The sequence below is a fragment of the Streptomyces sp. NBC_01352 genome, from assembly GCF_036237295.1.
In the GTDB taxonomy this organism is placed as follows: Bacteria; Actinomycetota; Actinomycetes; order Streptomycetales; family Streptomycetaceae; genus Streptomyces; species Streptomyces plumbiresistens.
Genome location: NZ_CP108354.1, coordinates 7,586,132 through 7,611,624 on the forward strand (window position 1 = coordinate 7,586,132; position 25,493 = coordinate 7,611,624).

Genomic DNA, 25,493 nt, shown 5'->3' on the forward strand with positions numbered 1-25,493 from the left:
TGGCGAGGGGAGCGGGCTCGGGTGAGTGCAGGCGGGCGTCGGGCGGGGTTCGGCGGAGACCCGTCTTCCTTGGGCAGCGCCGGGTATCCGGTGGTGCACCGCGTCCGTGCCGTGTGGGTGACGGGGCCGAGCTCGGGCGGGGTGGGCCGGGTTGAGGCGGGCCGCAACGCGGAGACCGTCTCGTCCGGCAGGGCCGGGTCCGGTGGTGCAGCGTGTCCCCGGCTGTGTGTGGCGACGTGGGCGGGGTCGGGCGGGCGCTGGCGGGCCGCAACGCGGAGACCGTCTCGTCCGGCAGGGCCGGGGCCGGTGGTGCAGCGTGTCCCGGTCATGCGTGGCGACGTGGGCGGGGTCGGGCGGGCGCTGGCGGGGCGCAGGCTGAGACCGTCTTTCCCGGCAGCGCCAGGTCCTGTGGTGTACCGCGCCCCCCCGGCCGTGCGTGGCGACGGGGGGGCGTGGTCGGGCGGGTTCAGGCCGGCGCGGGCGTCAGGCGGAGACTGTCTCTCCCGGGAGCGACAGGTCCAGGTCGACCGCGTTGTCGTCGCCCGCGTGGGTCGCCGCGGAGGCGAGCGGGCCGTGGCCGGTGGCGCGGGCGGCCAGGACGTAGGCGCCCTGGGTGGGGACGGCGAGGGTGTAGGTGCCGTCCTCGGAGGAGAGGGTCGCGCCCGCCTGGCGGCCGCGGCGGTCGATCAGGGTGACCTTGGCGCGGGCGACCGGAGTGCCCGTGGCGTCCAGGACCCGGCCCCGGAAGCCGCGCAGCACCTCCTCGGCGTGCGCGAGCACCGCGTCCTCCTCGCTGCTCGCGCGCAGCTGCGGCTTGGCCGCCGGGCGGTTGCGGGGCAACAGGAGGGCCATCAGGAGGCCGACCGCCACCGCGCCCGTCGCGATGAGGAAGGAGACACGGAAGCCGTGCATGGTCGGGATCGCGACGCCGTTCACGTTGTTCGCGGTGTTGGCGAGGACCATGCCGATCACGGCGCTGGAGACCGACGTACCGATGGAACGCATCAGGGTGTTGAGGCCGTTCGCCGCGCCCGTCTCCGAGGCCGGGACCGCGCCGACGATCAGCGCGGGCAGCGAGGAGTAGGCGAGGCCGATGCCCGCGCCCAGGACGACCGCGATGACGAGGCTCTGCCACGCGGCGCTCATCAGGCCGAGGCCGGCGCCGTAGCCGATCGCGATGATCAGCATGCCGAGGATCAGGGTGACCTTGGGGCCGTACTTGGCCGACAGACGGGCGTAGACGGGGGCCGTGACCATCATGGTCAGGCCGAGCGGTGCCACCAGCAGGCCGGCGACGACCATGGACTGGCCGAGTCCGTAGCCGGTGGACTTGGGCAGCTGGAGGAGCTGGGGCAGGACCAGCGAGACGACGTAGAACGAGACGCCGACCATGATCGAGGCGAGGTTGGTGAAGAGCACCGCCGGGCGGGCCGTGGTGCGCAGGTCCACCAGCGGGGCCTTCACCCGCAGCTCCATCACGCCCCACAGGACGAGGACGACCGCCGACGCGCCGAAGAGGCCGAGCGTGGTCCCGGACGTCCAGCCCCAGTCGCTGCCCTTGGTGATCGGCAGGAGGAAGAGGACGAGGCCCGCGGAGAGTCCGATCGCGCCCAGGACGTCGAAGGTGCCCTTGGCGCGCAGCGGCGACTCGGGTACGACGAGGAGGGTGAGGGCGATGGCCAGGACGCCGACACCGGCGGCGCCGTAGAAGAGGGCGTGCCAGTCGGCGTGCTGGGCGACCAGCGCCGCGGCGGGCAGCGCGAGGCCGCCGCCGACGCCGATCGAGGAGCTCATCAGGGCCATCGCCGAGCCGAGCTTCTCGCGGGGCAGCATGTCGCGCATCAGGCCGATGCCGAGCGGTATCGCGCCCATCGCGAAGCCCTGGAGCGTACGGCCCGCGATCATCGTGAGCAGGTCGCTGGTGAGCGCGCTGACCAGCGCACCGACCACCATCACCGAGAGGCTGAAGATCAGCATGCGCCGCTTGCCGTAGAGGTCGCCGAGACGGCCCATGATCGGCGTGGCGACGGCACCGGAGAGCAGGGTCGAGGTCAGCACCCAGGTGGCGTTGCTCGGCTCGGTGTCCAGCAGCTGCGGCAGGTCCTTGATGACCGGGACGAGCAGGGTCTGCATCACCGCGACCACGATGCCCGCGAAGGCGAGCACCGGGACGACGGCCCCGCTCGCTTTGCGTTGGGGCTGGTCGGCGGTCGACGTGTGCGTCATGGAGTGGGGCCTCCAGGCCGGGGAACGAGGAGTTCGGGCGGGATACGTGCACGGTGAACCCCGTGCGCCCGGGCAACTATTCCGATGCTTCGGCTCACTAACGAATTCTTTGTCTTCTCTTGGGAAAGCCGCCCCGGTCTTGGGGAAGCCGCCCCGGCCGGCGGTCCCACCGGCCGGCGGCCTAGGCCGAAATCCCGATGCAAGGACCGTCGGCCGGTTGAGAGCATGACAGTCATGCTCGGAGCCGCTGACGTCACCCGCATGTCCCGCCGCCGTACCGCGCCGCCCACCTGGCTGGTCGTGGCGCTCGCGTGTGCCGGACAGTTCCTGGTCGTGCTGGACGTGTCCGTCGTGAACGTGGCGCTGCCGTCCATGCGTACCGACCTCGGGCTGAGCGAGCAGGGGCTCCAGTGGGTCGTCAACGCCTACGCCATCGCGTTCGCCGGGTTCATGCTGCTGGGCGGACGGGCCGGTGACCTCTACGGCCGCAAGCGGATGTTCCTGGTCGGCCTCGGTCTGTTCACGGTGGCCTCGCTGGCCGGCGGACTCGCCCAGGAGGGCTGGCAACTGCTGGTGGCGCGGGCCGCGCAGGGGCTCGGCGCGGCGGTGCTCGCGCCCTCGACGCTGACCATCCTCACCTCCGCCGTCCCCGAGGGCGCCGCACGCGCGCGTGCCATCGCGACCTGGACGGCGGTCGGCGCGGGCGGCGGCGCGGCCGGCGGGCTCGTCGGCGGGGCGCTGGTGGAGGGGCTGTCGTGGCGGTGGGTGCTGCTGATCAACGTGCCGATCGGCGCGGTCGTGCTCCTGGGCTCCGTGGTGTGGCTCGCCGAGGGCCGGGCCGGGGACGGACGACGGCTCGACCTGCCGGGTGCCGTGCTGGTGACCGCGGGGCTCGCCACCTTGGCCTACGGCATCTCGCAGACCGAGGCCGAGGGGTGGACGGCCGCGGCCACCCTGGTGCCGCTGCTCGCCGGGCTCGCGCTGATCGGCTGCTTCCTCGCCGTAGAGGCCCGTACGGCGGCCCCCTTGATGCCGCTCGGACTGCTCAGGGTGCGGGCGGTGGCGTCGGCGAACGTGGCGATGTTCCTGTGCGGCTCGGCGATGTTCTGCATGTGGTTCTTCATGACGCTGTACGCGCAGAACGTGCTCGGCTACTCGCCGCTGGACGCCGGGCTGGCGCTGGTGCCGACCTCCCTGGCCATCGTCATCGGCTCTAAGCTCGCACCCCGGTTCATGCGGAGGTTCGGGGCGCGGGCCGTGGCGGTGCTCGGGACCCTGGTGGCGGTCGCCGGGTTCGGCTGGCAGTCGACGATGACCGCGGACGGGGCGTATCTCACCACGATCATGATCCCGGGGATCCTGATGATGCTGGGCGCGGGCCTGGCCGCGACGCCGCTCGCCGCGCTGGCCACGGCGGGGGCGGCGCCCGGGGAGGCCGGGCTGGTGTCGGGCCTGGTCAACACCTCGCGCACGATGGGCGGTTCACTGGGCCTCGCGGTCATGTCGACGCTCGCGGCGGCCCGTACGGCGGGGCGCGCCACTCCCGAGGCGCTGACGGAGGGGTACGCGCTGGTGTTCCGGGTGGGCGCCGGGGTGCTGGCCGGTGGGGTGGTGCTGATGCTGCTGTGGCTGCCGCGGAACAACTCGGCGGAGTGAGGCAACGGTCGGGGCGGTCCGTCCACGGACTCAACCCGATCACACCGGTGTGGGGTGCAAGCCCGCCCCGCGCCCGCCCGGGCCCCGGTCCCACAGCCACTCCTACAGCCACCCCTGCTGCCGGGCCTCCCGCATCGCCTCCATGCGGTTGCGGGTGCCTGTCTTGCCGATGGCGGAGGAGAGGTAGTTGCGGACCGTGGACTCCGAGAGGCGGAGCTCGGTGGCGATGTCGGCGACGGTCGCGCCGTCCGTCGAGGCGTTGAGGACCTCGCACTCGCGGGGCGTGAGCGGGTTGGGGCCGGTGCTGAGCGCGGCCGCGGCGAGCGCGGGGTCGATGACGGTCTCGCCGGTCAGGACGCGGCGGATCGCGGCGGCCAGTTCCTCCACGGGGCCGTCCTTGACGAGGAAGCCCGCGGCTCCGGCCTCCATGGCCCGGCGCAGATAGCCGGGCCGGCCGAAGGTGGTGAGGATCAGCACGCGGCAGTCGGGCGCCTCGTCGCGGAGTCGGGCGGCGGCGTCCAGGCCGCTGATGCCGGGCAGTTCGATGTCGAGGAGGGCCACGTCGGGGCGGTGGGTCAGGGCCGCGTCCACGATGGCGTCGCCGGCCGACACCTGGGCCACGACCTGGATGTCCGGCTCCATCCCGAGCAGCAGGGCGAGTGCCCCGCGCAGCATCCCCTGGTCCTCGGCGAGCAGGACTCGGATGGACCTGGCGGGCCGGTGGTCGCGCGGCATCTCGTTCACGGCCCAAGGGTAGGGCGCGGGGTGGGGCCGTGGTCCGTCCCGTGCTCGGCACCGACGTCTGTGCCGACCCTGTGCCGACGCCTGTGCCGACGTCGGTACGGCGGTAGCGGAACGCCTTGCCGCATATGGGCCGGATCGTTGAAAAAGCCGGACGGATTACCCAGTATCGCCACTATCACCGCGGTTCCCGCGTTCAGGACGCTCAGAAGGGCGAGCCCATGACCACCTCAGGTGACCGGCAGGGCAATGGCGAAGTGCCCGGGAACGCCGAGGAGTTGGCCGAGGAGATCTTCCGCGGTCTGCTGTCCACGATGGAGATCTTCAACATCTACGTCGGGGTGCGAGGAGGTCTCTACGAAGCGCTGGCGGCCCACGACACGCTGACACCGGACGAGCTGGCCGAGGCCGCCTCGATCCACCCGAGGTACGCCCGCGAGTGGCTGGAGCAGCAGGCCGTCGCCGGGGTGCTGGAAGCGCCGGACCAGGCCCAGGAGGCCGAGGACGCCGACCCGTACCGCCGGCGTTTCCGGCTGCCGGCCGAGCACCGCCGGGTGCTGACCTCGCCGGACGATCCCCTCTACCTCGCGGCGGGGCCGCTGTTCATGCTCGGGATCGCGGAGGCGGTCCCGCATGTGCTGGCCGCGTTCCGGACCGGCGAAGGCGTGCCGTACGCGCGCTACGGCCGCGACAGCCGGGAGGGCACCGCCGGTCTGAACCGGCCGATGTTCCGCAACGACCTCGTCCGGTCCTGGCTCGGGGCGCTGCCGGACGTGCTGGAGCGGCTCGCCGTGCCCGGGGCCCGGATCGTCGACCTGGGCTGCGGGGTCGGCTGGTCGACCCTCGCCATGGCGGAGGCGTTCCCCGCGGCCCAGGTCACCGGGGTCGACCTGGACCCGGCCTCGATCGAGCAGGCTTTGGCCAACGCCGCCGAGGCGGGGCTCGCCAAGCAGGTGGAGTTCTCCTGCGGCGACGCGGCCCTCCTGAGCTCGGCCGGCGGGGCGGAGCTGGTGACGGTGTTCGAGGCGCTGCACGACATGTCCGATCCGGTAGCGGCCCTCAAGACGGCCCGCGGGCTGCTGGGCCCGACGGGTGTCGTGCTGATCGGCGACGAGAAGGTGGAGGACCGCTTCACCGCACCCGGGCCGACAATGGAGCGGTTCAACTACGCCTTCAGCGTGCTGCACTGCCTGCCCGCGACCCGCGCCGAGAACGCGCAGGTGGAGGCGGGGACGATCCTGCGGGCCGACACGGTGGCGGCGTACGCCCGCGAGGCCGGGTTCGCGGGCTGCGAGGTGCTGGACATCGACCACGACCTGTGGCGTTTCTACCGGCTCGGAGGGTGAGGCACCGCCGCCGGGCGCGGGCGGTCAAGGGCCGGCGTACGCGCCCCGCCGACTGCCCCCGTCATCCGCGGCCATCGACGCATCGACCCGCTCGACAACTCCGCCGACCCCCACCGGAAGTTCCGCCTTCACCACGAACCCGCCCCGCGCCCCCGGACCCGGCCCCGGCCCCGCCTCCAAGGACCCTCCCGCCGCCGCGAGCCGCTCCTTCAGCCCTGTCAGCCCGGTGCCGCCGATCCGCGGGGCGCCGGGGAGCGGCTCCGTGGCGGCGGGCGACCCGCGGCCGTCGTCGGAGATGCACAGGCGGGCCCGTTCCGGCGTGCTCTCCACGGTGATCTCGCACCGCGTCGCCCCGCTGTGCCGTACGGCGTTGGTGACCGCCTCGCGGACGACCCAGCCCAGCAGCACCTCCGTCCGGGCGGCGAGGGGCGGGCCGGACCGGTGGACGACGGGTTCGATGCCCGCGGCCGGCAACACCGAGCGGGCCCGGTCGAGTTCGGTGCCGAGGCTGCCCTCGCGGTAGCCGGTCACCGCCTCGCGGATCTCGGTCAGCGCCTGCCGGCCGACGGACTCGATGTCGGTGATCTGGCCCAGCGCCGACGTCAGGTCGCGGTCGGCCAGCCTGCGGGCCGCCTCCGCCTTCACCACGATCACCGACATGGTGTGCCCGAGCAGGTCGTGCAGATCGCGGGAGAACCGCAGCCGCTCCTCCTCGACGGCACGCCGGGCCAGCTGCTCGCGGGCCGCCGTCAGCTCCCGTACCGCTTCGGACAGGGACAGGATCGCCGCCGTCACCATCGTCGAGATCCAGGTCGCGTACGCGGTGTCGAGGCCGCCCCAGCCCTCGTGGGCGACGGAGGCCGCCCCGGCGAGCAGCGCGACGGCCGTGCCGACCCAGCGCAGCTGCGGCATCCGCACGACCGCGCCCGTCGCGAGGCCGAACAGGGGGAAGAACAGCAGCCAGTTGCCGCCGTACCCGATGGCCAGAGCGCAGGTCACCAGGCCCATCAGCGCCAGCGCCACCCGCGTCGAGGCGGCCTCGCGCGTCTCCTTCACGAAGGCGCGGAACGCCACGTAGACGTAGAGGGAGTTGAAGGCGAGCAGGCCGAGGCCGCCGATCAGGGGATGGGGAGTGTCCCCCTGGAAGAGGTTCGAGAGGGAACCCATCCCCATCAGCAGCCACGGCAGGAGACTGAAGCCGTTGGGGGCGATGCTCCGCGCGGCCTTGCACTCCAACTTGCGTCGGACCGTGCGTCGGACCTCGCGTCGGACCTTGCGGCGGACCTTGTTGTCGGGCATGACCACGACGCTACGCACTCGCCCGCCGGCCCGGCAGATGCGCTTGTACGGACTTCGGCAGGACAAATGTCATGGGATGCCGCTCCGGTGCACTACCGACCTGACACTCCGTCAGGAGCCTTCACAACTGCGGAGCGCTGGGCTATACAGGGGTCGCCGGACTGGAACGCGTTCTAGGTCGGCCCGTGTCGACCTCGGTGCGGCCGACGGTGCGGACGGCCGCACCGAGGTCTCTGAGCCCTCAGGAGCAGGGAGCCCCATGCCCATCGACGCAGCCAAGGCCCTGGCCGCCGAGCCCCGTTCCGGCGAGATCGCCTGGAGCGTGAAGGACGTCCAGCTCTACCACCTCGGCATCGGCGCCGGCATCCCGGCCACGGACCCCGACGAGCTGCGCTACACCCTGGAGTCCCGGCTGCACGTCCTGCCGAGCTTCGCGACCGTCGCGGGCGCCGGCTCGCCCGGGGTGATCAGCGGTCTGTCCATGCCCGGCGTCGAGGTCGACCTGGCCCGTGTCCTGCACGGCGGCCAGAGCCTGGAGATCCACCGCCCGCTCCCCGTCGAGGGCACGGCCACCGCGACCTCCCGCATCGCCGGCGTGTACGACAAGGGCAAGGCGGCGGTCCTCGTGATGCGCACCGAGGTCGCCGACGCCGAGGGCCCGCTGTGGACCAACGACGCCCAGATCTTCGTACGCGGAGAAGGCGGCTGGGGCGGCGACCGCGGCCCCTCCGCCCGCCTGGAACCGACCACCGGCGAGCCCGACAAGGTCGTCGAGCGGCCGATCCGCGAGGACCAGGCCCTCCTCTACCGCCTCTCCGGCGACCGGAACCCGCTGCACGCCGACCCGGAGTTCGCCAAGGTCGCCGGCTTCGAGCGGCCCATCCTGCACGGACTGTGCACGTACGGCATCACGCTCAAGGCGGTCGTCGACACGCTCCTCGCCGGGGACGTGAGTCGGGTGCGCGGGTACGCCACCCGGTTCGCCGGGGTCGTGTATCCGGGGGAGACCCTGCGGATCCGCATGTGGCGAGGAGACGGCGGGATCCGGGTGGCCGTGAGCGCCGTCGAGCGGGACGACGCGCCCGTCCTTGCCGACACCATCGTCCAACACTCCTGAGTCAGCCCGCTGTTGAGGGGAGCCGCACCATGCGCGCAGCCGTACTGCACGAGATCGGCCAGGACAAGCTGGAGGTCCTCGACGACGTCGAGGCGGTGGGCTTCGGCCCCGGCAGGGCGAGGATCCGGGTGCGGGCCACCGGGCTGTGCCACTCGGACCTGTCCGCGATGGGCGGCGTACTGCCGCAGCCCGCGCCGTTCGTACCCGGCCACGAGGGAGCCGGGGAGATCCTCGAAGTGGGCGAGGGCGTGAGCCACTTGAAGCCCGGCGACCGGGTCGTCGTCTGCTGGCTGCCCGCCTGCGGGGTCTGTCCCGCCTGCAAGCGCGGCCAGACCGAGCTGTGCCTGGCCGGGTTCATGAACGCGGGCACCCCCAACTTCAAGCGCCCCGGCGGTGACCTCTTCGGTTTCGCCGGTACCGGCACCTTCGCCGAGGAGGTCGTGGTCGACGCCGGCTGCGCGGTGCCGATACCCGACGACGTGCCCTTCGACATCGCCGCGCTCATCGGCTGCGGGGTGACCACGGGCCTCGGTGCCGCCCTCAACACGGCGGACGTGGAGGCCGGTTCGTCGGTCGCCGTCATCGGCTGCGGCGGCGTCGGCATCTCCGCGATCCAGGGCGCACGCCTCAAGGGCGCCGCCGAGATCGTCGCGGTCGACCCGGTCGCCTCGCGCCGCGAGTCCGCGCTCAAGTTCGGGGCGACCAAGGCCGTCTCACCCGAGGAACTGGCCGACGCCAAGCAACAGGTCACCGGCGGCGAGGGCTTCGACTACGTCTTCGAGGTCGTCGGCCGCTCCGCCACCGCCCGCACGGCGTACGACACCACGCGGCGCGGCGGCACCCTGGTCGTCGTCGGCGCGGGCGCCATGGACGACTTCCTCCAGCTCAACATGTTCGAGCTGTTCTTCGACGAGAAGCGGATCCTGCCGTCCATGTACGGCGGCGGAGACGTCCTGCGCTCCTACGAACGGACCATTGCCCTGTGGCGGGCCGGCCGCGTCGACCTCGACGGCCTGATCACCCACCGGGTGCCGCTGAGCGAGATCAACGAGGCACTCGACCAGATGCGGACGGGGACCGCCCTCCGTACCTGCATCGAGATCTGAGGACCCCGGATGTCACTGCCACTGGAGGGACTCTCCGCGATCGTCACCGGCGCGGGCCGCGGCCTCGGCCGGGCCGAGGCGCTGGAACTGGCCCGGCTCGGCGCGGCCGTCGTCGTCAACGACTACGGGCAGCTCGGCCGCGACGGCTCGGGGGAGGCCTCGGCCGGCCCCGCCGAGCAGGTCGCCGCCGAGATCCGCGCGGCGGGCGGCAAGGCGCTCGCCCACACCGGGGACGTCTCCGACTTCCGACAGGCGGGCGAACTCGTCGAGATGGCGACCGGCGAGTTCGGCCGCCTGGACATCCTCGTCAACAACGCCGGCATCCTGCGCGACCGCATGGTCTTCTCCATGACCGAGGACGAGTGGGACGCCGTGATCCGCGTCCACCTCAAGGGCCACTTCAACACCACCCACTTCGCGGCCGCGCACTGGCGGGAGCGGTCCAAGGCGGTGGGTGGGCCGGTGTACGGGCGGATCGTGAACACCTCGTCGGAGGCCTTCCTCGCGGGGTCGGCCGGGCAGCCCAACTACGCGGCGGCCAAAGGGGGAATCGTCGGCCTCACCACGTCGACGGCCCTCGCGCTCGCCAAGTACGGCGTGACCGCCAACGCCATCTGCCCGCGCGCCCGCACCCGGATGACCGAGGACGTCTTCGCCGGATTCGAGCGCCCCGCCGACGCCCTGGACCCACTCGCCCCCGAACACGTCGCCCCGCTCGTCGGCTACCTGGCCTCGCCGGCTGCCGCCCGCGTCAACGGCCAGCTGATCGTCGTACACGGCGGCATGGTGGCGATCGTCGAACGGCCGCGGGTGCAAGCCAAGTTCGACAGCAAGCAGGACACGTTCACGTACGACGAACTGGACACGCTGCTCACCGCGCACTATGCCGAGCGGCCTGAGGGGGAGACGTTCGCGGCGGCGGAAGTGCTGGGGCTGCGGAGCTCCTGACCCGTGCGGGTGCTGGTTCGGTGCGCGGCCGGCCGCCGAGCACGGTTCGGTGCGGGGCCGGGTTCGGAGGTTCAGGAGTTGAGGGGGCCTCGCACCGTGAGCGACCCGGGCGGGCGGAGTGCGGACCCCTCAGGCGGCCCCGGTGTCCGCGAGCATCCTCAGCATGCCCCGCGCCCCGGCCGGGGACAGCAGTGTCGCCAGGATGTCCGCGGACACCCGGGCGGCAGTCGCCCCCCGCTCGAACATCGCGGTCTCATAGGCGCGGACGGCACCGTCCGGGTCGTCGGGGCGGGCGGCGAGAGCCAGGGCCAGTTCGGCCCCGTCGAGCATGGCCAGGTTGGCGCCCTCGCCGACCGGCGGCATGAGGTGCGCCGCGTCGCCGAGCAGCGTGACGCCGGACGTGGCCGGCCAGCTCAGCCCGACGGGCAGGGCGGTGACCGGGCGTGGTACCACCGTGTCGTCGCACGCGTCGATCAGGGCCGTGACCGAGGGAGCCCAGTCGGTTGAAAAGGTCCTTCAGCGCGGCGCGGGCCGGGGCGGGGCGCTCGAAGGGGATGCCGGAGACCGAGAACCAGTCCTCCGGGGGTACGGAAGGAGAGGTGGATCCGGATACGGCCGTCGCCGTTGCGCTGTGCCGCCAGCGAGCGGTCGCCGCCGATGACCCAGTAGTTTCCCCGCCCGACCATGGCGGCGAGTTCGGGCCGGGTACGGTCCGCGTCCGGGATGCCGATCTCCACCATGTTGACGCCGGTGTGCGCGGGACGGGCGTCCGTCACCAGGGAGCGGACCCGGGAGCCGGCGCCGTCCGCGCCGACGAGCAGAGCGTGGTCGGCGTGGCCGCCGTCCGCGAAGTGCAGCCGGTGGCCGCCCCCGGGCAGCGCGGTGGCGTGCCGGAACGCGCGGCCCCATACGACGGTCTCGGGAGGCAGTGAGTCCAGAAGGAGGTCCCGCAGGTCGCCACGGTCGACCTCGGGGCGGGTGAGCGGGGCGTCGTCCGGGGTGTCCTGGCGCAGCAGGAGCGTGCCGTCCGGTTCCAGCAGCCGCAGGTCCTGGCCCTCGGGGCGGGCGACCGCGCGGAAGGCCGCCTCCAGTCCGGCCTCGCGCAGCGCACGCTGTCCGCCCTCCGGGTGCAGGTCGAGCATGGCGCCCTGGCCGCGGGTCGCGCGGGAGGGTTCCCGTTGGTGGACGACCGCGTCCATGCCGTGGACGTGCAGGACGCGCGCGCAGGTCAGGCCGCCGAGACCGGCGCCGACGACAGCGATACGGGGCCGGCGGGGCGCGTGGAAGGTGGGACTGTTCATGGGGTCGGTGCCCTCTGCCTTCTCGCTGGGGACTGCCGCTGTCTCGATATGGTGGCTACTTCTATACGGCGTATCGATCGACTTGGCGTATCGTTATGGCCTTGGCAAAGGCGGGGGGAGATGAGGTCCGATGGTGGTACGCAAAGATGGCGACAGCGACTCCACGCTGGTCTGGGCGCGCCCGGAGCCGCCGGACCGGCCGGCGCCGGCCCCGCTGAGCCGGGACCGGATCGTCCGGGCGGCGATCGAACTCGCCGACAGGGACGGCCTCGACGCCGTCTCGCTGCGCAAGGTCGCCGCGATGCTCGACGCGGGCCCGATGCGGTTGTACCGCTACCTGTCCACGAAGGAAGAGCTGCTCGACCTCATGGTGGATGCCGTGTACGGGGAGATTCCCCGGCCGGACCCGGCCGACGGGGACTGGCGGACGGCGCTGCGTTCCTTCGCGCACGGCATGCGGCAGGCCGCGCTGCGCCACGAGTGGTTCGCCGACCTGTTGGGGCGTCGGCCGCATCTGGGCCCCGAGGCGCTGGCCAATCTGGAGGCGTCCCTGGCGGCTCTGGACGGGGCGCTGGGAACCGGGGACATCGACTCCGTGATCCAGGCGCGCGACGCGGTCAACGCCTACGTGATCGGCGCGCTGCGCAGTGAGATCACCGAGCGCCGCACCGAGCGTGCCACCGGCCTGGACGAACACCAGTGGCAGGTCGCCTCCAGCTCGTACCTCAACCAGGTGCTGGCCACCGGCCGCTACCCCACGCTGGCCAGGGTCGTCTCCGACGCCGGCGACCGCGACGCGCAGGCCAAGTTCGACACGGGCCTCGACTACCTGCTCGACGGCATCGCGGCCCGCCTCGGCGTCTGACCGCGCCTCTCGGAGTCCGACCGCACCTCCTCTCCGCTCTCCAGGCCAGGAACGCACCGCGTTCCTGGCCGCGTTCGTTTCCCTTTCCTGGACCCAGGCTTGCGAGACGCCGCATCCTCTCGATACGCTGTATTTATCAATACGATGTATCCCCAGTCGACAGGAAGGGGGCTTCGGATCATGTCCACGTCCCAGGCCGAAAAAGCCGAGCCGGAGATACAGGCACCGTGGAGCGCACTCGCCGCTCTGATGGTCGGCTTCTTCATGCTCATGCTCGACACCACCATCGTGGTCGTGGCGATGCCGACCCTCTCCGCCGATCTCCACACGGACGTCAGTACGACGGTCTGGGCGACCAGTTCCTACCTGCTGGCGTACTCCGTACCCCTGCTGCTCGCGGGCCGCCTCGGCGACCGGTTCGGCACGAAGCGGATCTACATGATCGGCATGGCCCTCTTCACCGCCGCCTCACTGCTGTGCGGGCTCGCGTCGGGCATCGGACAGCTGATCGCCTTCCGTGCGCTCCAGGGCCTCGGTGCCGCCACCATGGCTCCCCAGTCCATGGCGACCATCGGCAAGATCTTTCCCAAGGACATGCGCGGCCGGGCCATGTCGTACTGGGGCCTGGTCTCCGGCGCCGCGATTCTCGTCGGACCCATTTCCGGCGGACTGCTCATCGACTCGCTGGGCTGGCGGTCGATCTTCTTCATCAACGTGCCGATCGGGATCGTCGGGCTGGTCGTCGCGCAGCGCTTCGTGCCGTCCCTGCCCGGCAACCCGCACCGCTTCGACTTCTTCGGCGTGGTGCTCAGCGGGCTGTCCCTGTTCTGCCTCGTCTATGCCCTGGAGACCGGCAGCGGCTACGACTGGTCGAAGATCACCGACAACCTGAACGTCCTCGGATTCAGCACCGGGATCCCCCTCTACGTCTACGAGGTCCTCGCCGTGGGCGTGGTTCTCGCGGTCCTCTTCGTCGTGTGGGAACTCGTCAACAGGAATGAGCCCCTGGTGCCCCTCGGGATCTTCCGGGTCAGGACCTTCGCCGCCGCCAACCTGGCGATCGTCACCGCGGGCTTCGCCATCACCGCCGCGAGTTTCCCCGGCACCCTCTACTTCCAGTCGGGGCGCGGCATGTCGCCGAGCCAGGCGGCCCTGATGATGCTGCCGTCGGCGCTGGTGTCGGTGCCGCTCGCGCCCCGGATCGGCAAGCTCGTCGACCGGGTCGGGCCCAAGTGGCCGGCGTTCTCCGGGCTCGTGCTGTTCAGCTCCGCGCTCTTCGTACGGCACTACCTGATGACCCCGGACATGCCCCTGGTCGTCCTTCTCGCGCACGCCGCCTGGATGGGTGCCTCCAGCTCGCTGATGATGAGCCCGCTCGCCGTCGCCGCGATGCAGAGCCTGCCGCCGCAGTACATCGGCACCGGGTCGGGTGTGTTCAACACGTCCCGGCAGATCGGGTCCACGCTCGGCGCCGCGGTCATCGCGACGGTCATGGCCGCCCAGTTCAAGAGCGAGATCGCGGCGCACGCGGCGACCCTGACCGGCAGTCAGCGCGAGAGCCTCGGCGGCATCGACTTCCAGCAGCTGGACTCCGGGCACGACGTGCCGGAGTTCGTCCGCACCGTCGTCTCGGCCGTCATGGCCGACTCCCTGCTGTGGCCGGCGGTGGCGATGGCGATCGGAGCGGCCATGGTGCTGTTCGTCCGCGACCCCGCCCGCAAGGGCTGACCGTCGCCGGGTCCCGCCCGGCCCCCGAAACCGTCCGCTCGAACCGATCCCCCGCGGTGAGCGGCGGTGTGTGGAGCTCCCTGCCGATGGTGGGGAGCTCCACTGGTCGTGGCGCTGGTAGGGCCTCCCGGCGCTGTCCCGGCGCTGTCCCTCGGCGCCGTCCCGGCGTCGGATCAGGCCTCGCCGATCATGAAGCCCACCCCGCGTACGGTCACGATCCAGTCGCTGGAGCCCAGCTTGGTCCGGATGCTGCTGACATGCGTGTCGACCGTGCGCCGGGAGCAGGAGCCGCCCCAGATCTGTTCCATGACGACGTCCCGCGCGATGACCGTACGGGGATGTGACGCCAGGAACTGCAACAGGTCGAACTCCTTGCGCGTCAGCCGGATCCGCTGCCCCGCGTACGTCACCTCGCGCGATCCGGCGTCGATTCTGAGCGGCCCGTGCTCGATGGTGCCGGGCGTGCGGGACTGCGGGTGGACCCGCCGCATCACGGCGTCGATCCGCGCCGTGAGTTCCCGGAACCCGAAGGGCTTGACGACGAAGTCGTCGGCCCCGGCCTGCAGCCCGAGGACCGTGTCCACCTCGGAGGAGCAGGCGGTGACCGCGATGATCGGAACGTCACAGGCGGTCCGGATCGCCCGGCAGATCTCCAGTCCGTCCAGATCGGACAGCTCCAGGCCGAGCACGATCAGGTCGGCGTCCTCGTAGGCGTCCAGCGCGTTCGCGCCGGTCGAGACGCCGCGCACCTCGTGGCCCTGCCGCAGCAGGTTCTTCTCCAGGACGTCCCGGTCCTGGTCGTCGTTGTCCACCAGGAGTATCCGCCAGCTCTCCGGAGCCTTGTGTGGCCGGATGGGGCGTCTCAGTGCCGCCTGGAGGAAGTTGGCCGGGACTGTGGCCGAGGCGGTCAACTCCATCGTGAGGTGCCGGAAATGCTCGATGACCTGCAACATGCTTCCCCCTCACGACGTTGCCCCACGCTCACACGACGCCGTGGCGCAAATCAATGGCCTTGGGATCAGATGGCCGAAATGGTGTTCGCGGCATGGTTAGTTCCCTGGTCACCGACCGGCGGAAAAAGCGGATCGTTCCATTCCGTTAGTGGGAACGCAACATTCCCCATCGCGGAATGGGGAGGTAAAACGGGCACGTCTCGATCGCTGTCGCGAAGGACTCCGCCGCGCGGACCCGGCCCGCTGTGCGTCGCGGTGCGGGTGCGGCCCGAGTGGGGGGCGTTCCGGCCGGTCCTCCGATGGAATGGCTCGTTTTCGACGGTGACGTCTCCCTCCCCGCCCGTCAGGCGTATCGAACGACGACGCCTCTCCGGAAGAGGTGGACTTCGTGACGCTTGTCTCTTCAGGGTCGGGTGATCGGCTTGTCGTCGCAGGTCAGAGATGCTGATGCGAGGGCCGGGGGAGGTGTGAACGGGGTCAGTGGCGGTCCGGGGGGCCTTGCGATCGGCCGCATCGGTCCGTTACAACGTATCTGCCAATACGGTGTAACGACGACTGCCAAAGGGTCGGAGGAGTCCCGGTGATCGGCCGTGGTTGCCGGCGCACCGATCCTTTTCGGGCACATCCCTGCCCGCGGCGATCGCAAAGGAGTGCAATGACACAGGTCGAGCACGTCACCGCCACCGCCACCTTCCCGATACCCCGGACCTGCCCCTTCGGCGTACCCGAGACCTACGACCGGCTGCGCCGTACCGAGCCCGTGAGCCGGGTGAGGATGTCCGACGGCCGCCTCGCCTGGCTGCTCACCCGGCACGCGGACATCCAGGCCGTCCTGGTCGATCCGCGCTTCAGCGCCAACCGCAGCGACCCGGGATTCCCGGCGATGTCCCGCGGAGGAAAGAACGCCTTCACACATTTCGCGCCGTTCATGATCTCGCTGGACGGGAAGGAGCACACCGCCGCCCGCAAGCCGATGATCACGGAGTTCTCCATGCGGCGCGTGGCCGCATTCCGGCCGCGCATTCAGGAAATCGTCGACGACGCCCTCGACAGGATTCTGGAACTTCCCCGCCCGGTCGACCTCGTGCGAGAACTGGCGCTCACCGTGCCGTCCCGGGTGATCACCGAACTGCTCGGTGCGACACCGGCTCACCTGGAACGCTTCTACGAACTGGCCGGCGGCATGCTGAAGCGCTCCACCACCGCCGCCGAGCGCGATGACATCGCCCGCGACATGCGCCTGAACATGGACCGCCTGATCGCCGAGAAGGAGGCGAACCCCGGCGACGACCTGCTCAGCCGCGAGATCGCCCGGCAGCGCGCGGAGCACGGCGACATCGACCGCCCGGCCCTCGCCAGCCTGGCCCAGCTGTTGCTGCTCGCCGGGAACGAGTCCACCAGCGAGATGATCGCGCTCGGTGTGGTCGCCCTGCTCACCCGCCCCGACCAGCTCGCCGCCCTCACCGCCGAACCCGGCCGGACCCCGGGCGCCGTCGACGAGTTGCTGCGCTACTTCTCCGTGGTCGAGATCGGCATGGCCCGCGTCGCCACCGAGGACGTCGAGGTCGGCGGCGTCCTCGTCAAGGCGGGGGAGGGAGTGGTCGCCTCCAACGTGGCCGGCAACCGTGACCCCGAGGTCTTCCCCGGGCCCGACGACCTCGACGTGCTGCGGGACGCCCGCGGGCATCTCGCCCAGGGCTTCGGACCGCACCAGTGCCTGGGCCAGAACCTCGCGCGGGCCGAGCTGGAGATCGTCTTCGACACCCTCTTCCGACGCCTGCCGGACCTGCGCCTCGCCGTCGGCCTCGACGAACTCCCCTTCAAGTACGACGCGTTGGTCTTCGGCCTGCGCCGGCTGCCGGTCACCTGGTGACCGGCCGGCTGCCCGTCACCAGGTGACCGGCGGGCGACCCACCGCCCCGCCCGCCCACCGACTGCCCCGCCCGAGCGGGACCCACGGACCCGAGGAGACACCGATGGACACCGCCCTCTCGCACCACACCCGGAGCGCCGTCACCCCCGACGACACGGCACGGCTGGCCGCCCGCATCGAGCAGCGTCTGCGGGCCGCGGACCGGTTGCTGCTGCCCCTGGACGAGGAGCTGCAACTCCTGTCCGAGCTGCAGGAGTTCGACCTGGGCCGCTTCCTGCTCCACAACGAGGGACTGAACGGCTACTGGACCTCGTACGTCTTCGGACACCAGCCGGGCGACCCGGTGGCGACCGAGCTGGAGCGCTGGATGCTGACCCGGTCGCTGCTGCCGGGCATCAGGGAACGCTTCGGCCGGTTCAAGGCGGCGATCGCGCCCTCCGTCAGGGACGGAGCCGTGCTCGCCTCCGTTCCGTGCGGCCTCATGGACGACCTTCTCCAGCAGGACTACCGGGACACCACCGGCGTCCGCCTCATCGGTGTGGACATCGACCCGGAGTCGGTCGACCTCGCCCGCGAGAACGCCGCCGAACGGGGCCTCGCCGAGCTGTGCGAGTTCCACGTGGGCGACGCGTGGCGGCTCGACCTGGACGCGGAGGCCGACCTGCTCACCAGCAACGGGCTGAACATGTACGAGTCCGACCCGGAGCGCCTGGTCGAGTTGTACCGCAACTTCGCCCGGGCGCTGCGCCCCGGCGGCCGGCTGCTGGTCAGCTTCATCCCCGCGCCCCCGGCACCGCCGTGGGCCGAGGCCGGCCGGCCGGGCGGCTGGGCGAAGTACGGGATCCAGGACGCCGACCTGCTCAGGGACATGGCCATCTTCGGCGACATCCTCCAGGCCAAGTACCTCAACTTCACCGGCGAGCAGGAGATCCGAAGCCAGCTGTCCCGGGCGGGCCTCGTCGTCACCGACGTCTCCCGGAACGCGAGGGGGGCGTTGCCGATCGCGATCGCGGTGCGGTCGAACTGACGGAAGCCCTACGTCCGTTGAGCATGGGGAAGTGTTCTTGATGAGGACCGACGACGGAAGAAACGTACGAGACCCGTTCGGGAGGACACCGTTGCCCTTCCGTTCGTCGGTCTCCTGGCGGATTCTGGTGGCCGGCGAGGACCCGCAGGACCGGGAGGTGCTGCGGCGGCACCTCGAGCGGCACGGTCACGAGGTGAGGTCCGTGGCGAGCGGCACTGAGGCGCTCGCCCACCACGCGGACGCCGATCTGGTGCTCGTGGACCTCGATCTGGTGGATGTGGACGGGCTGGAGGTCTGCCGGTCAGTCCGCGAGACGAGCGCCACGCCGATCATCGCGGTCAGCGAACGGAATTCCGAGCTGGACACGGTACTCAGCCTTCAGGCCGGGGCCGACGGAATCATCGTGAAACCTTACGGAGTACGCGAACTGCTGGCTCGTGTCGAAGCCCTGATGCGCCGTGCCCGGCCCGGGCCCAACAGTTTTTCCCGTATCGAGCACGGGCCTTTGCTCATTGATGTGGAATCACGTGAGGTGACGTTCGAGGGCCGGATAGTCAGCATGACGAAAAAGGAGTTCGATCTCCTGTACATGCTGGCCTCGCAGCCCGGCACCATCGTGTCCCGACGCGTCATCATGCAGCAGATCTGGGGCGACTCCTGGTCCCGGCGGACCGTGGACACCCACGTCAGCAGTCTGCGCGGCAAGCTGGGCGCGAGCGACTGGATCGTGACCGTCAGAGGAGTGGGATTCATGCTGGGCCGGGCAGCCTGAGCCCGCAGGCCCGACCTGCGGTTCCGCCCAGGACCCACCAAGGCCGACCCACCAAGGCCGACGCGGCAGTGCCGCGTCGGCCTTCCGCATGCCCGCACAGCGGGATCTGTAGTAGTTCTGACGTTTCGCCGACCGATTCCTGAAGTACCCGCGCTTTCACCGCAAAAAAATGGGGAGTTCGCGAAAAACTCCGTCTTGAGCTTGTCACCGGATTCGGGGAGCCTGGATTCGCAAGTTCGGAGCGGCAGGCAGGAAGAATCCATGGAAACCAGCGCGAGTCTGAGTCGGATGGATTTCGGCTCCACTTCTGAGATCGAGAAACTGTTCAGTGAATTCGATGCCCGGGCCGGCTCGACGACAGGAATCCGGCGCCGGCAGCTGTTCCGGTACAGCGACCTTGTCGTGCACGTCCAGGACTTCGACCACGACGAGGCCACCGTGGCACCCGGTCAGGCGGACGGCATCCTGCCCGCCCGGTCCGCGGCCCGTTTCTACCAGTGGTCGGCCGGCCCCGCACCGACGCGGGAGCCCCTGTACAGCACGGTGATCGTGAACCGCATGGACCCCGTGCACGTCCCCGAGGTCCGCCGGCTCTTCGAGGAGCTCGACGCCACCGACTTCCCGGAGCAGATGGGCACGCGCCACCGGCAGTTGTTCCTCGACGGCGACGTGTACCTCCACATCCAGCACTTCGTCCAGGCCGACGGCGGCGCACTGATCGACCAGGCGTGGAAGGACGCCGACCCGCGCTTCATCAAGATCTGCGACGCGCTGATGCAGATCATCCCGCCCTACGACCCGGCCGTCTGGCACTCACCGGCCGATTCCGTGGCCACCTCCTGCTACCGCTGGGAGGCGGCGGAATGAGGGACCGACGGGTCGTCATCACCGGGATGGAGGTGCTGGCGCCGGGCGGCGTGGGCACCGGCGAGTTCTGGAAGCTGCTGAGCGAGGGCCGGACCGCGACGCGGAGCATCACCTTCTTCGACCCGGCACCGTTCCGCTCCCGGGTGGCCGCGGAGATCGACTTCGACCCGTACGCCCACGGCCTGACGCCGCACCAGGTGCGGCGCATGGACCGGGCCGCCCAGCTCGCCGTGGTCGCCGCACGCGGCGCCGTCGCCGACAGCGGACTGGAGATCGAGACGCTCGACCCGTACCGCGTCGGCGTCACCATCGGCACCGCCGTCGGCTCCACCATGAGCCTGGACCAGGACTACCGCGTCGTCAGCGACGGCGGCCGGCTCGACCTGGTCGACCTGGAGTACGCCGACCCCCACTTCTACAACTACTTCGTGCCCAGCTCCTTCGCCGCCGAGGTGGCGAGGACCGTGGGAGCGCAGGGACCGAGCGGCGTCGTGTCGGCCGGCTGCACCTCCGGCCTGGACGCCGTCGGCTACGCGGTCGAGCTGATCCGCGAAGGCACCGCGGACGTCATGGTCGCGGGGGCCACCGACGCGCCGATCTCACCGATCACCATGGCCTGCTTCGATGCCATCAAGGCGACCACACCCCGCCACGACGACCCGGAGCACGCCTCCCGGCCGTTCGACGGAACGCGCAACGGGTTCGTCCTCGGCGAGGGCGCCGCCGTCTTCGTCCTGGAGGAGCTGACGGCCGCCCGGCGGCGCGGCGCGCACGTCTACGCCGAGATCGCGGGCTACGCCACCCGCAGCAACGCCTACCACATGACCGGACTGCGGCCCGACGGCGTGGAGATGGCCGAGGCGATCCGGGTGGCGCTGGACGAGGCCCGCATGGACGGCACCGAGATCGACTACATCAACGCCCACGGCTCCGGCACCAAGCAGAACGACCGGCACGAGACCGCCGCCTTCAAGAAGAGCCTCGGCGACCACGCGTACCGCACCCCGGTCAGCTCCATCAAGTCCATGGTCGGGCACTCCCTGGGAGCGATCGGCTCCATCGAGATCGCGGCGTCCGCCCTCGCCATGGAGCACAACGTGGTGCCGCCGACCGCGAACCTGCACACCCCCGACCCCGAATGCGACCTCGACTACGTGCCGCTGACCGCCCGTGACCAGCTGACCGACGCCGTCCTGACGGTCGGCAGCGGCTTCGGCGGGTTCCAGAGCGCCATGGTGCTCGCCCGCCCGGAAAGGAAGGTGCCGTGACCACCTCCGTGGCAGTGACCGGACTCGGCGTGGCCGCGCCCAACGGCCTGGGACTCGAGGACTTCTGGGCCGCGACGCTGGCAGGCAAGAGCGGCATCGGCCCGCTCTCCCGCTTCGACGCCTCGCGCTACCCCGCCCGCCTCGCCGGAGAGATCACCGGCTTCACGGCCGAGGACCACGTCCCGGGCCGGCTGATGCCGCAGACCGACCGGGTCACCCGGCTGTCGCTCGCCGTCGCCGACTGGGCGCTGGCGGACGCCGGCATCAACCCCGCCGCCGTGCCCGCCTTCGACATGGGCGTGATCACCGCCAGTTCGGCGGGCGGCTTCGAGTTCAGCCAGGGCGAACTGAAGAGCCTGTGGAGCAAGGGCAGCCAGTACGTCAGCGCGTACCAGTCGTTCGCCTGGTTCTACGCCGTCAACACCGGCCAGATCTCCATCCGGCACGGCATGAAGGGCCCCAGCGGTGTGGTCGTCACCGACCAGGCCGGCGGGCTGGACGCCGTCGCCCACGCCAGGCGGCAGATCCGACGCGGCACCCCCGTGGTCCTCGCGGGCGCCGTCGATGCCACCCTCTGCCCCTGGGGCCTGGTCGGACTGCACACCAGCGGCCGGCTCAGCACCGCCGACGAACCCTCCACCGCCTACCTGCCCTTCGACGAGCGGGCGAGCGGCCACGTCCCCGGCGAGGGCGGCGCACTCCTCGTACTGGAGCCCACCGAGGCCGCCCGAGCCCGCGGCGCCCGGGTCTACGGGGAGATCAGCGGCTGCGCCGCGACCTTCGACGGACGCGAGCCCGGACTGCGCAGGGCCGTCGAACTCGCCCTCACCGACGCCGGACTCGACGCCGGCGACGTGGACGTCGTGTTCGCGGACGCGGCGGCCGACCCGGAACTCGACCGTGCCGAGGCCGAGGCGCTCGTCGACGTCTTCGGCGCGTACGGCGTCCCGGTCACCGCCCCCAAGACGATGACCGGTCGCCTCTACGCGGGCGCCGCCTCCCTGGACCTGGCCGCCGCCTTCCTGGCCCTGGCCGACGGCCTGGTGCCGCCCACCGTCCACACAGAGCCCGCCGACCGCCACGGGCTCGACCTGGTGCTCTCCCAGCCGCGCCCCGCCGACCTGCGCACCGCGCTGGTCCTGGCGCGCGGGCACGGCGGCTTCAACTCGGCGATGGTCGTCCGCGCCGCGGAACGCTGAGCCTGCCCCACCAGTCCCCAACAGCGAAGGACAGTTCCTCATGCCGCACGCCACGTTCACCTTCACCGACCTCAAGCGCATCCTCCTCGAAGGCTCCGGTGCCCCCGAGGGGATCGAACTCGACGAGAACGTCCTCGACACCGAGTTCGGCCGGCTCGGCTACGACTCGCTGGCCCTGCTGGAGACCGCCGGCCGCGTCGAGCGCGAGTACGGCGTCTCCCTGGAGGAGTCGATCCTCTCCGACGCGCCGACCCCCCGTTCCTTCGTGACCGCCGTCGCCGCCCATCTCGGCGCGACCGCCGCCGCCTGAGCCCCCGGGAGCAGCACATGCAGCAGCAACGGACCGCCCTCGTCACGGGCGCCACCAGTGGCATCGGCCTCGCGGTCGCCCGTCTCCTGGCCGAGCAGGGCCACCGGGTGTTCATCGGGGCGCGTACGGCCGAGAACGTCGTCTCCACCGTCAAGGAACTGGCCGAGCAGGGACTCGATGTCGCCGGCGCCCCCGTCGACGTACGGTCCACCGCGTCGGTGCGCGCCTTCGTCGAGGCGGCCGTCGAGCGGTTCGGGCCGGTCGACGTCCTGGTCAACAACGCCGGCCGGGCGGGCGGCGGCGTGACCGCCGACCTCACCGACGAACTGTGGGAAGACGTCCTCGACACCAACCTGAACAGCGTCTTCCGCGTCACCCGCGAGGTGCTCAACACCGGCGGCATGCGAGCCGCGAGCCGGGGCCGGATCATCAACGTCGCCTCCACCGCGGGCAAGCAGGGCGTGGTGCTCGGAGCCCCGTACTCGGCCTCCAAACACGGCGTCGTCGGCTTCACCAAGGCCCTCGGCAACGAACTGGCCCCCACCGGCATCACGGTCAACGCGGTGTGCCCCGGCTACGTCGAGACACCCATGGCCCAGCACGTCCGCAGGAACTACGCGACCCTGCACGCCACCAGCGAGGACGCGATCCTCGAACGCTTCCAGGCGAAGATCCCGCTCGGCCGCTACTCCACCCCGGAAGAGGTGGCGGGCCTGGTCGGCTACCTGGCGTCCGACACCGCCGCCTCCATCACCTCGCAGGCCCTGAACGTCTGCGGCGGACTCGGCAACTTCTGATCCCCGAAACCGGACGTCTTGACGCGTCCACGAGTACGAGGAGGCCGTCGTGCCGTCCGAACAGCGCGAGGTCGTACACGAGATCAAGGTGTCGGCACCGGCCGAGACCGTCTACCGCATCGTGGCGGACGTGGCGGACTGGCCGCGTGTCTTCCCGCCCACCGTCCACGTCGAACACGTCGAGCGGGGCGAGCGCGAGGAACGCATCCGCATCTGGGCCACCGCCGGCAGCGAGGTGAAGAGCTGGACGTCACGGCGCACCCTCGACCCCGGCGGGCTGCGCGTCGACTTCCGCCAGGAGGTCAGCACACCCCCGGTGGCGGCCATGAGCGGCACGTGGCTGATCGAACCCCTCTCCTCCGGCGAGTCCCTGGTACGCCTGCTGCACTCCTACCGGGCGGTGGACGCGGCCGGACTGGCCTGGATCGACGAGGCCGTCGACCGTAACTCGCGCTCCGAACTCGACGCCCTCAAGGCACACGCCGAACTCGACCCGGCCGACGGCGACCTCGTCTGCTCCTTCGAGGACACCGTCCAGGTGGCCGGCTCGGCACGGGACCTCTACGACTTCGTCGACCAGGCGCACCTGTGGCCCGAGCGGCTGCCGCACGTGGACCTCGTACGGTTCACCGAACAGACGCCCGGCCTCCAGGTCCTGGAGATGGACACCCGGTCCAAGGACGGGTCGACGCACACCACGAAGTCGTACCGGGTGACCTTCCCGGACCGGAAGATCGTGTACAAGCAGGTCACCCTGCCGGCCCTCATGACCCTGCATACCGGCCGCTGGACGTTCCGCCCGACCGCGGACGGGGTCGCCGCCTCCTCCCAGCACACGTTCGTCGTCCACACCGCGAACATCACGAAGGTCCTCGGCCCCGGCACGACCGTGCCGGACGCCGTCCAGTACGTGCGGACAGCCCTCAGCACCAACAGCCTGGCCACCCTGAACGCGGCCAAAACGCATGCCGAGACCCGGAGCCGAGGATGAGCCCGGCCCCGACCGACCGCCCGTCTCCGCCTGCCGACGGGCTCCCCGTCCTGGCAGGCCGGTTGCCCGCCCCCGGTGACCGGAGGCTCGGCCGTGCGGCTCGATCGCCTGCGCCCAGGAACCGTCCGCCCGCGCCCGCCGGCCGACTGCCCACGCCCGCCCCGCCGCCCGCCTCCGCCGACCAACCGCTCGCCCCTGCCGCCCCCTTGTCCGTCCCCACCACGGAGACCCGCTCACCGGGCGTGCGGCGGATCACCCTCGACGCCGACGGTGTCCCGCTGTCCGCCCTGCTCGCGCTCCCGCGGTACGGCACCGCGCGGGCCACGGTCGTCGCCCTGCACGGGGCCGGTATGCGCGCGGCCTACTTCGACGGCCGGGCGTGTCCCGGGCAGTCCCTGCTCGGACTCGCCACGGAGCTGGGCCATGCGGTACTCGCCGTCGACCGGCCAGGATACGGAGCGTCGGCGGCACGGCTGCCGTACGGTCAGTCCGTCGCCGAGCAGGCGGTCACGCTGGGCGCCGCCCTGCGGGACTTCGCCGCCCGGTACGGGACCAGCGAGGGCCTGTTCCTGCTCGCCCACTCCTTCGGCGGCAAGGTGGCGCTGGCGCTCGCCGCGGACGCGCCGGCCGAGCTGCTCGGCGTCGACGTCTCGGGATGCGGCAACGCCTACGCGGCCGACCTCCACGAGCCGGCCGGCCCGGGCGGGCACTGGTCGAGGAACTGGGGCCCGCTGCGGCTGTACCCGCCCGGCACGTTCAGCGCCGGCGCGGCGGTGGTCGCCCCCGTCCCGGAGCGGGAGCTGCGGGACGCGGCCCGCTGGCCCGAGACCTGGCCCGCATTGGCCGACCGCATCCGGGTACCGGTCCGTTTCACCTTCGGAGAGCACGAGTCCTGGTGGCGCCACGACCCACCCACCCTGACCCGCCTGCGACTCCAACTCGCTCGGGCACGACGTGTGACGGCGGAACACCAGCCCGGCGCCGGCCACAACATCAGTCTGGGCTGGGCGGCGCGCGCCTACCACCTGCGCGCCCTCGGCTTCCTGGAGGATTGCCTGCACGACCCCCGCCCGGCCCCCTCGCTCCCGTGCCCGTGAGGAGAA

Annotated in this window: 21 protein-coding genes and 1 pseudogene; 17 read left to right on the plus strand and 5 right to left on the minus strand. The window is 71.5% G+C overall.

Annotated elements, in window-relative coordinates; all coding sequences use genetic code 11:
- Nucleotides 1–483: 483 nt before the first annotated feature.
- Nucleotides 484–2,226 (minus strand): MFS transporter, encoded by a 1,743-nt coding sequence (locus tag OG252_RS35200; RefSeq protein WP_329341221.1) that lies wholly within the window; start codon nt 2,224–2,226, stop codon nt 484–486.
- A 225-nt stretch (nt 2,227–2,451) separates the two neighbouring features.
- On the opposite strand from OG252_RS35200, the gene OG252_RS35205 reads away from it, so the two are divergent.
- Nucleotides 2,452–3,882 (plus strand): MFS transporter, encoded by a 1,431-nt coding sequence (locus OG252_RS35205; RefSeq protein ID WP_266440199.1) that lies wholly within the window; start codon nt 2,452–2,454, stop codon nt 3,880–3,882.
- 102 nt (nt 3,883–3,984) lie between these two features.
- Here the strand turns inward: OG252_RS35205 and OG252_RS35210 are convergent, their stop codons facing one another.
- Nucleotides 3,985–4,617, minus strand: a complete 633-nt coding sequence (locus OG252_RS35210) for a response regulator transcription factor (protein WP_266448587.1) — start codon at nt 4,615–4,617, stop codon at nt 3,985–3,987.
- Nucleotides 4,618–4,844: 227 nt separating this feature from the next.
- On the opposite strand from OG252_RS35210, the gene OG252_RS35215 reads away from it, so the two are divergent.
- The gene (locus tag OG252_RS35215; RefSeq protein WP_266440200.1) at nt 4,845–5,969 is read left to right on the plus strand and encodes a class I SAM-dependent methyltransferase; all 1,125 of its coding nucleotides are present in this window, start codon (nt 4,845–4,847) and stop codon (nt 5,967–5,969) included.
- Nucleotides 5,970–5,993: 24 nt separating this feature from the next.
- Here OG252_RS35215 and OG252_RS35220 read toward each other — a convergent pair whose 3' ends face one another.
- On the minus strand, nt 5,994–7,268 hold the full coding sequence (locus OG252_RS35220; protein ID WP_266440202.1) for a sensor histidine kinase: 1,275 nt from the start codon (nt 7,266–7,268) through the stop codon (nt 5,994–5,996).
- A gap of 259 nt (nt 7,269–7,527) precedes the next feature.
- On the opposite strand from OG252_RS35220, the gene OG252_RS35225 reads away from it, so the two are divergent.
- From OG252_RS35225 to OG252_RS35235, 3 genes are read left to right on the plus strand one after another with little or no spacing between them, the layout of a single operon-like run.
- Nucleotides 7,528–8,385: a MaoC/PaaZ C-terminal domain-containing protein gene (locus OG252_RS35225; RefSeq protein ID WP_266440204.1), complete on the plus strand. Its 858-nt coding sequence runs from the start codon at nt 7,528–7,530 to the stop codon at nt 8,383–8,385.
- A gap of 29 nt (nt 8,386–8,414) precedes the next feature.
- Nucleotides 8,415–9,491, plus strand: coding sequence for a Zn-dependent alcohol dehydrogenase (locus OG252_RS35230; RefSeq protein WP_266440206.1), 1,077 nt, complete (start codon nt 8,415–8,417; stop codon nt 9,489–9,491).
- A 9-nt stretch (nt 9,492–9,500) separates the two neighbouring features.
- Complete coding sequence (locus OG252_RS35235) at nt 9,501–10,439, plus strand: 3-oxoacyl-ACP reductase (protein ID WP_266440207.1); 939 nt, start codon at nt 9,501–9,503, stop codon at nt 10,437–10,439.
- 129 nt (nt 10,440–10,568) lie between these two features.
- Here the strand turns inward: OG252_RS35235 and OG252_RS35240 are convergent.
- Nucleotides 10,569–11,740: pseudogene (locus OG252_RS35240) on the minus strand (FAD-dependent oxidoreductase).
- A gap of 130 nt (nt 11,741–11,870) precedes the next feature.
- Here OG252_RS35240 and OG252_RS35245 point away from each other — a divergent pair.
- Both OG252_RS35245 and OG252_RS35250 read left to right on the plus strand, forming a co-directional pair.
- Entirely contained in the window at nt 11,871–12,605 is a 735-nt protein-coding gene (locus OG252_RS35245) for a TetR/AcrR family transcriptional regulator (RefSeq protein ID WP_266440209.1), read from the plus strand.
- Between the two features lie 180 nt (nt 12,606–12,785).
- Complete coding sequence (locus tag OG252_RS35250; protein ID WP_266440211.1) at nt 12,786–14,333, plus strand: DHA2 family efflux MFS transporter permease subunit; 1,548 nt, start codon at nt 12,786–12,788, stop codon at nt 14,331–14,333.
- A 173-nt stretch (nt 14,334–14,506) separates the two neighbouring features.
- On the opposite strand, the gene OG252_RS35255 is transcribed toward OG252_RS35250, so the two are convergent.
- Complete coding sequence (locus OG252_RS35255) at nt 14,507–15,286, minus strand: response regulator transcription factor (RefSeq protein ID WP_266440213.1); 780 nt, start codon at nt 15,284–15,286, stop codon at nt 14,507–14,509.
- A 655-nt stretch (nt 15,287–15,941) separates the two neighbouring features.
- Between OG252_RS35255 and OG252_RS35260 the strand changes: the two genes are divergently transcribed.
- The 10 genes from OG252_RS35260 (at nt 15,942) to OG252_RS35305 (ending at nt 25,487) form a co-directional block, all read left to right on the plus strand.
- Nucleotides 15,942–17,159, plus strand: coding sequence for a cytochrome P450 (locus tag OG252_RS35260; RefSeq protein WP_266440215.1), 1,218 nt, complete (start codon nt 15,942–15,944; stop codon nt 17,157–17,159).
- A gap of 103 nt (nt 17,160–17,262) precedes the next feature.
- Nucleotides 17,263–18,186 carry an SAM-dependent methyltransferase gene (locus tag OG252_RS35265; protein ID WP_329341230.1) on the plus strand — a complete coding sequence of 308 codons (924 nt, stop codon included), beginning with the start codon at nt 17,263–17,265 and terminating at the stop codon, nt 18,184–18,186.
- 127 nt (nt 18,187–18,313) lie between these two features.
- Nucleotides 18,314–18,958: a response regulator transcription factor gene (locus tag OG252_RS35270; RefSeq protein ID WP_323186081.1), complete on the plus strand. Its 645-nt coding sequence runs from the start codon at nt 18,314–18,316 to the stop codon at nt 18,956–18,958.
- Nucleotides 18,959–19,219: 261 nt separating this feature from the next.
- Entirely contained in the window at nt 19,220–19,825 is a 606-nt protein-coding gene (locus OG252_RS35275; RefSeq protein ID WP_329341232.1) for a TcmI family type II polyketide cyclase, read from the plus strand.
- Complete coding sequence (locus tag OG252_RS35280) at nt 19,822–21,093, plus strand: beta-ketoacyl-[acyl-carrier-protein] synthase family protein (RefSeq protein WP_329341234.1); 1,272 nt, start codon at nt 19,822–19,824, stop codon at nt 21,091–21,093. Before OG252_RS35275 ends, OG252_RS35280 begins: the two co-directional genes overlap by 4 nt.
- The gene (locus OG252_RS35285) at nt 21,090–22,292 is read left to right on the plus strand and encodes a ketosynthase chain-length factor (RefSeq protein WP_329341236.1); all 1,203 of its coding nucleotides are present in this window, start codon (nt 21,090–21,092) and stop codon (nt 22,290–22,292) included. Before OG252_RS35280 ends, OG252_RS35285 begins: the two co-directional genes overlap by 4 nt.
- Nucleotides 22,293–22,332: 40 nt before the next feature.
- Nucleotides 22,333–22,602: an acyl carrier protein gene (locus OG252_RS35290; protein ID WP_266440223.1), complete on the plus strand. Its 270-nt coding sequence runs from the start codon at nt 22,333–22,335 to the stop codon at nt 22,600–22,602.
- A gap of 17 nt (nt 22,603–22,619) precedes the next feature.
- Nucleotides 22,620–23,399 (plus strand): 3-oxoacyl-ACP reductase FabG, encoded by a 780-nt coding sequence (fabG, locus tag OG252_RS35295; RefSeq protein ID WP_266440225.1) that lies wholly within the window; start codon nt 22,620–22,622, stop codon nt 23,397–23,399.
- A 49-nt stretch (nt 23,400–23,448) separates the two neighbouring features.
- Entirely contained in the window at nt 23,449–24,390 is a 942-nt protein-coding gene (locus OG252_RS35300; protein ID WP_329341241.1) for an aromatase/cyclase, read from the plus strand.
- 206 nt (nt 24,391–24,596) lie between these two features.
- Nucleotides 24,597–25,487: an alpha/beta hydrolase gene (locus OG252_RS35305; RefSeq protein WP_266440229.1), complete on the plus strand. Its 891-nt coding sequence runs from the start codon at nt 24,597–24,599 to the stop codon at nt 25,485–25,487.
- Nucleotides 25,488–25,493: the final 6 nt, after the last annotated feature.

Bases quoted from the DNA above. Each gene is read 5' to 3' on its own strand.
- OG252_RS35215 (WP_266440200.1), top strand. From the start codon at position 4,845: ATGACCACCTCAGGTGACCGGCAGGGCAATGGCGAAGTGCCCGGGAAC.
- OG252_RS35245 (WP_266440209.1), top strand. From the start codon at position 11,871: ATGGTGGTACGCAAAGATGGCGACAGCGACTCCACGCTGGTCTGGGCG.
- OG252_RS35275 (WP_329341232.1), top strand. From the start codon at position 19,220: ATGGAAACCAGCGCGAGTCTGAGTCGGATGGATTTCGGCTCCACTTCT.
- OG252_RS35225 (WP_266440204.1), top strand. From the start codon at position 7,528: ATGCCCATCGACGCAGCCAAGGCCCTGGCCGCCGAGCCCCGTTCCGGC.
- OG252_RS35210 (WP_266448587.1), bottom strand. From the start codon at position 4,617: ATGCCGCGCGACCACCGGCCCGCCAGGTCCATCCGAGTCCTGCTCGCC.
- OG252_RS35205 (WP_266440199.1), top strand. From the start codon at position 2,452: ATGACAGTCATGCTCGGAGCCGCTGACGTCACCCGCATGTCCCGCCGC.
- OG252_RS35255 (WP_266440213.1), bottom strand. From the start codon at position 15,286: ATGTTGCAGGTCATCGAGCATTTCCGGCACCTCACGATGGAGTTGACC.
- OG252_RS35235 (WP_266440207.1), top strand. From the start codon at position 9,501: ATGTCACTGCCACTGGAGGGACTCTCCGCGATCGTCACCGGCGCGGGC.
- OG252_RS35200 (WP_329341221.1), bottom strand. From the start codon at position 2,226: ATGACGCACACGTCGACCGCCGACCAGCCCCAACGCAAAGCGAGCGGG.
- OG252_RS35230 (WP_266440206.1), top strand. From the start codon at position 8,415: ATGCGCGCAGCCGTACTGCACGAGATCGGCCAGGACAAGCTGGAGGTC.
- OG252_RS35290 (WP_266440223.1), top strand. From the start codon at position 22,333: ATGCCGCACGCCACGTTCACCTTCACCGACCTCAAGCGCATCCTCCTC.
- OG252_RS35280 (WP_329341234.1), top strand. From the start codon at position 19,822: ATGAGGGACCGACGGGTCGTCATCACCGGGATGGAGGTGCTGGCGCCG.
- OG252_RS35220 (WP_266440202.1), bottom strand. From the start codon at position 7,268: ATGCCCGACAACAAGGTCCGCCGCAAGGTCCGACGCGAGGTCCGACGC.
- OG252_RS35260 (WP_266440215.1), top strand. From the start codon at position 15,942: ATGACACAGGTCGAGCACGTCACCGCCACCGCCACCTTCCCGATACCC.
- fabG (WP_266440225.1), top strand. From the start codon at position 22,620: ATGCAGCAGCAACGGACCGCCCTCGTCACGGGCGCCACCAGTGGCATC.
- OG252_RS35250 (WP_266440211.1), top strand. From the start codon at position 12,786: ATGTCCACGTCCCAGGCCGAAAAAGCCGAGCCGGAGATACAGGCACCG.
- OG252_RS35265 (WP_329341230.1), top strand. From the start codon at position 17,263: ATGGACACCGCCCTCTCGCACCACACCCGGAGCGCCGTCACCCCCGAC.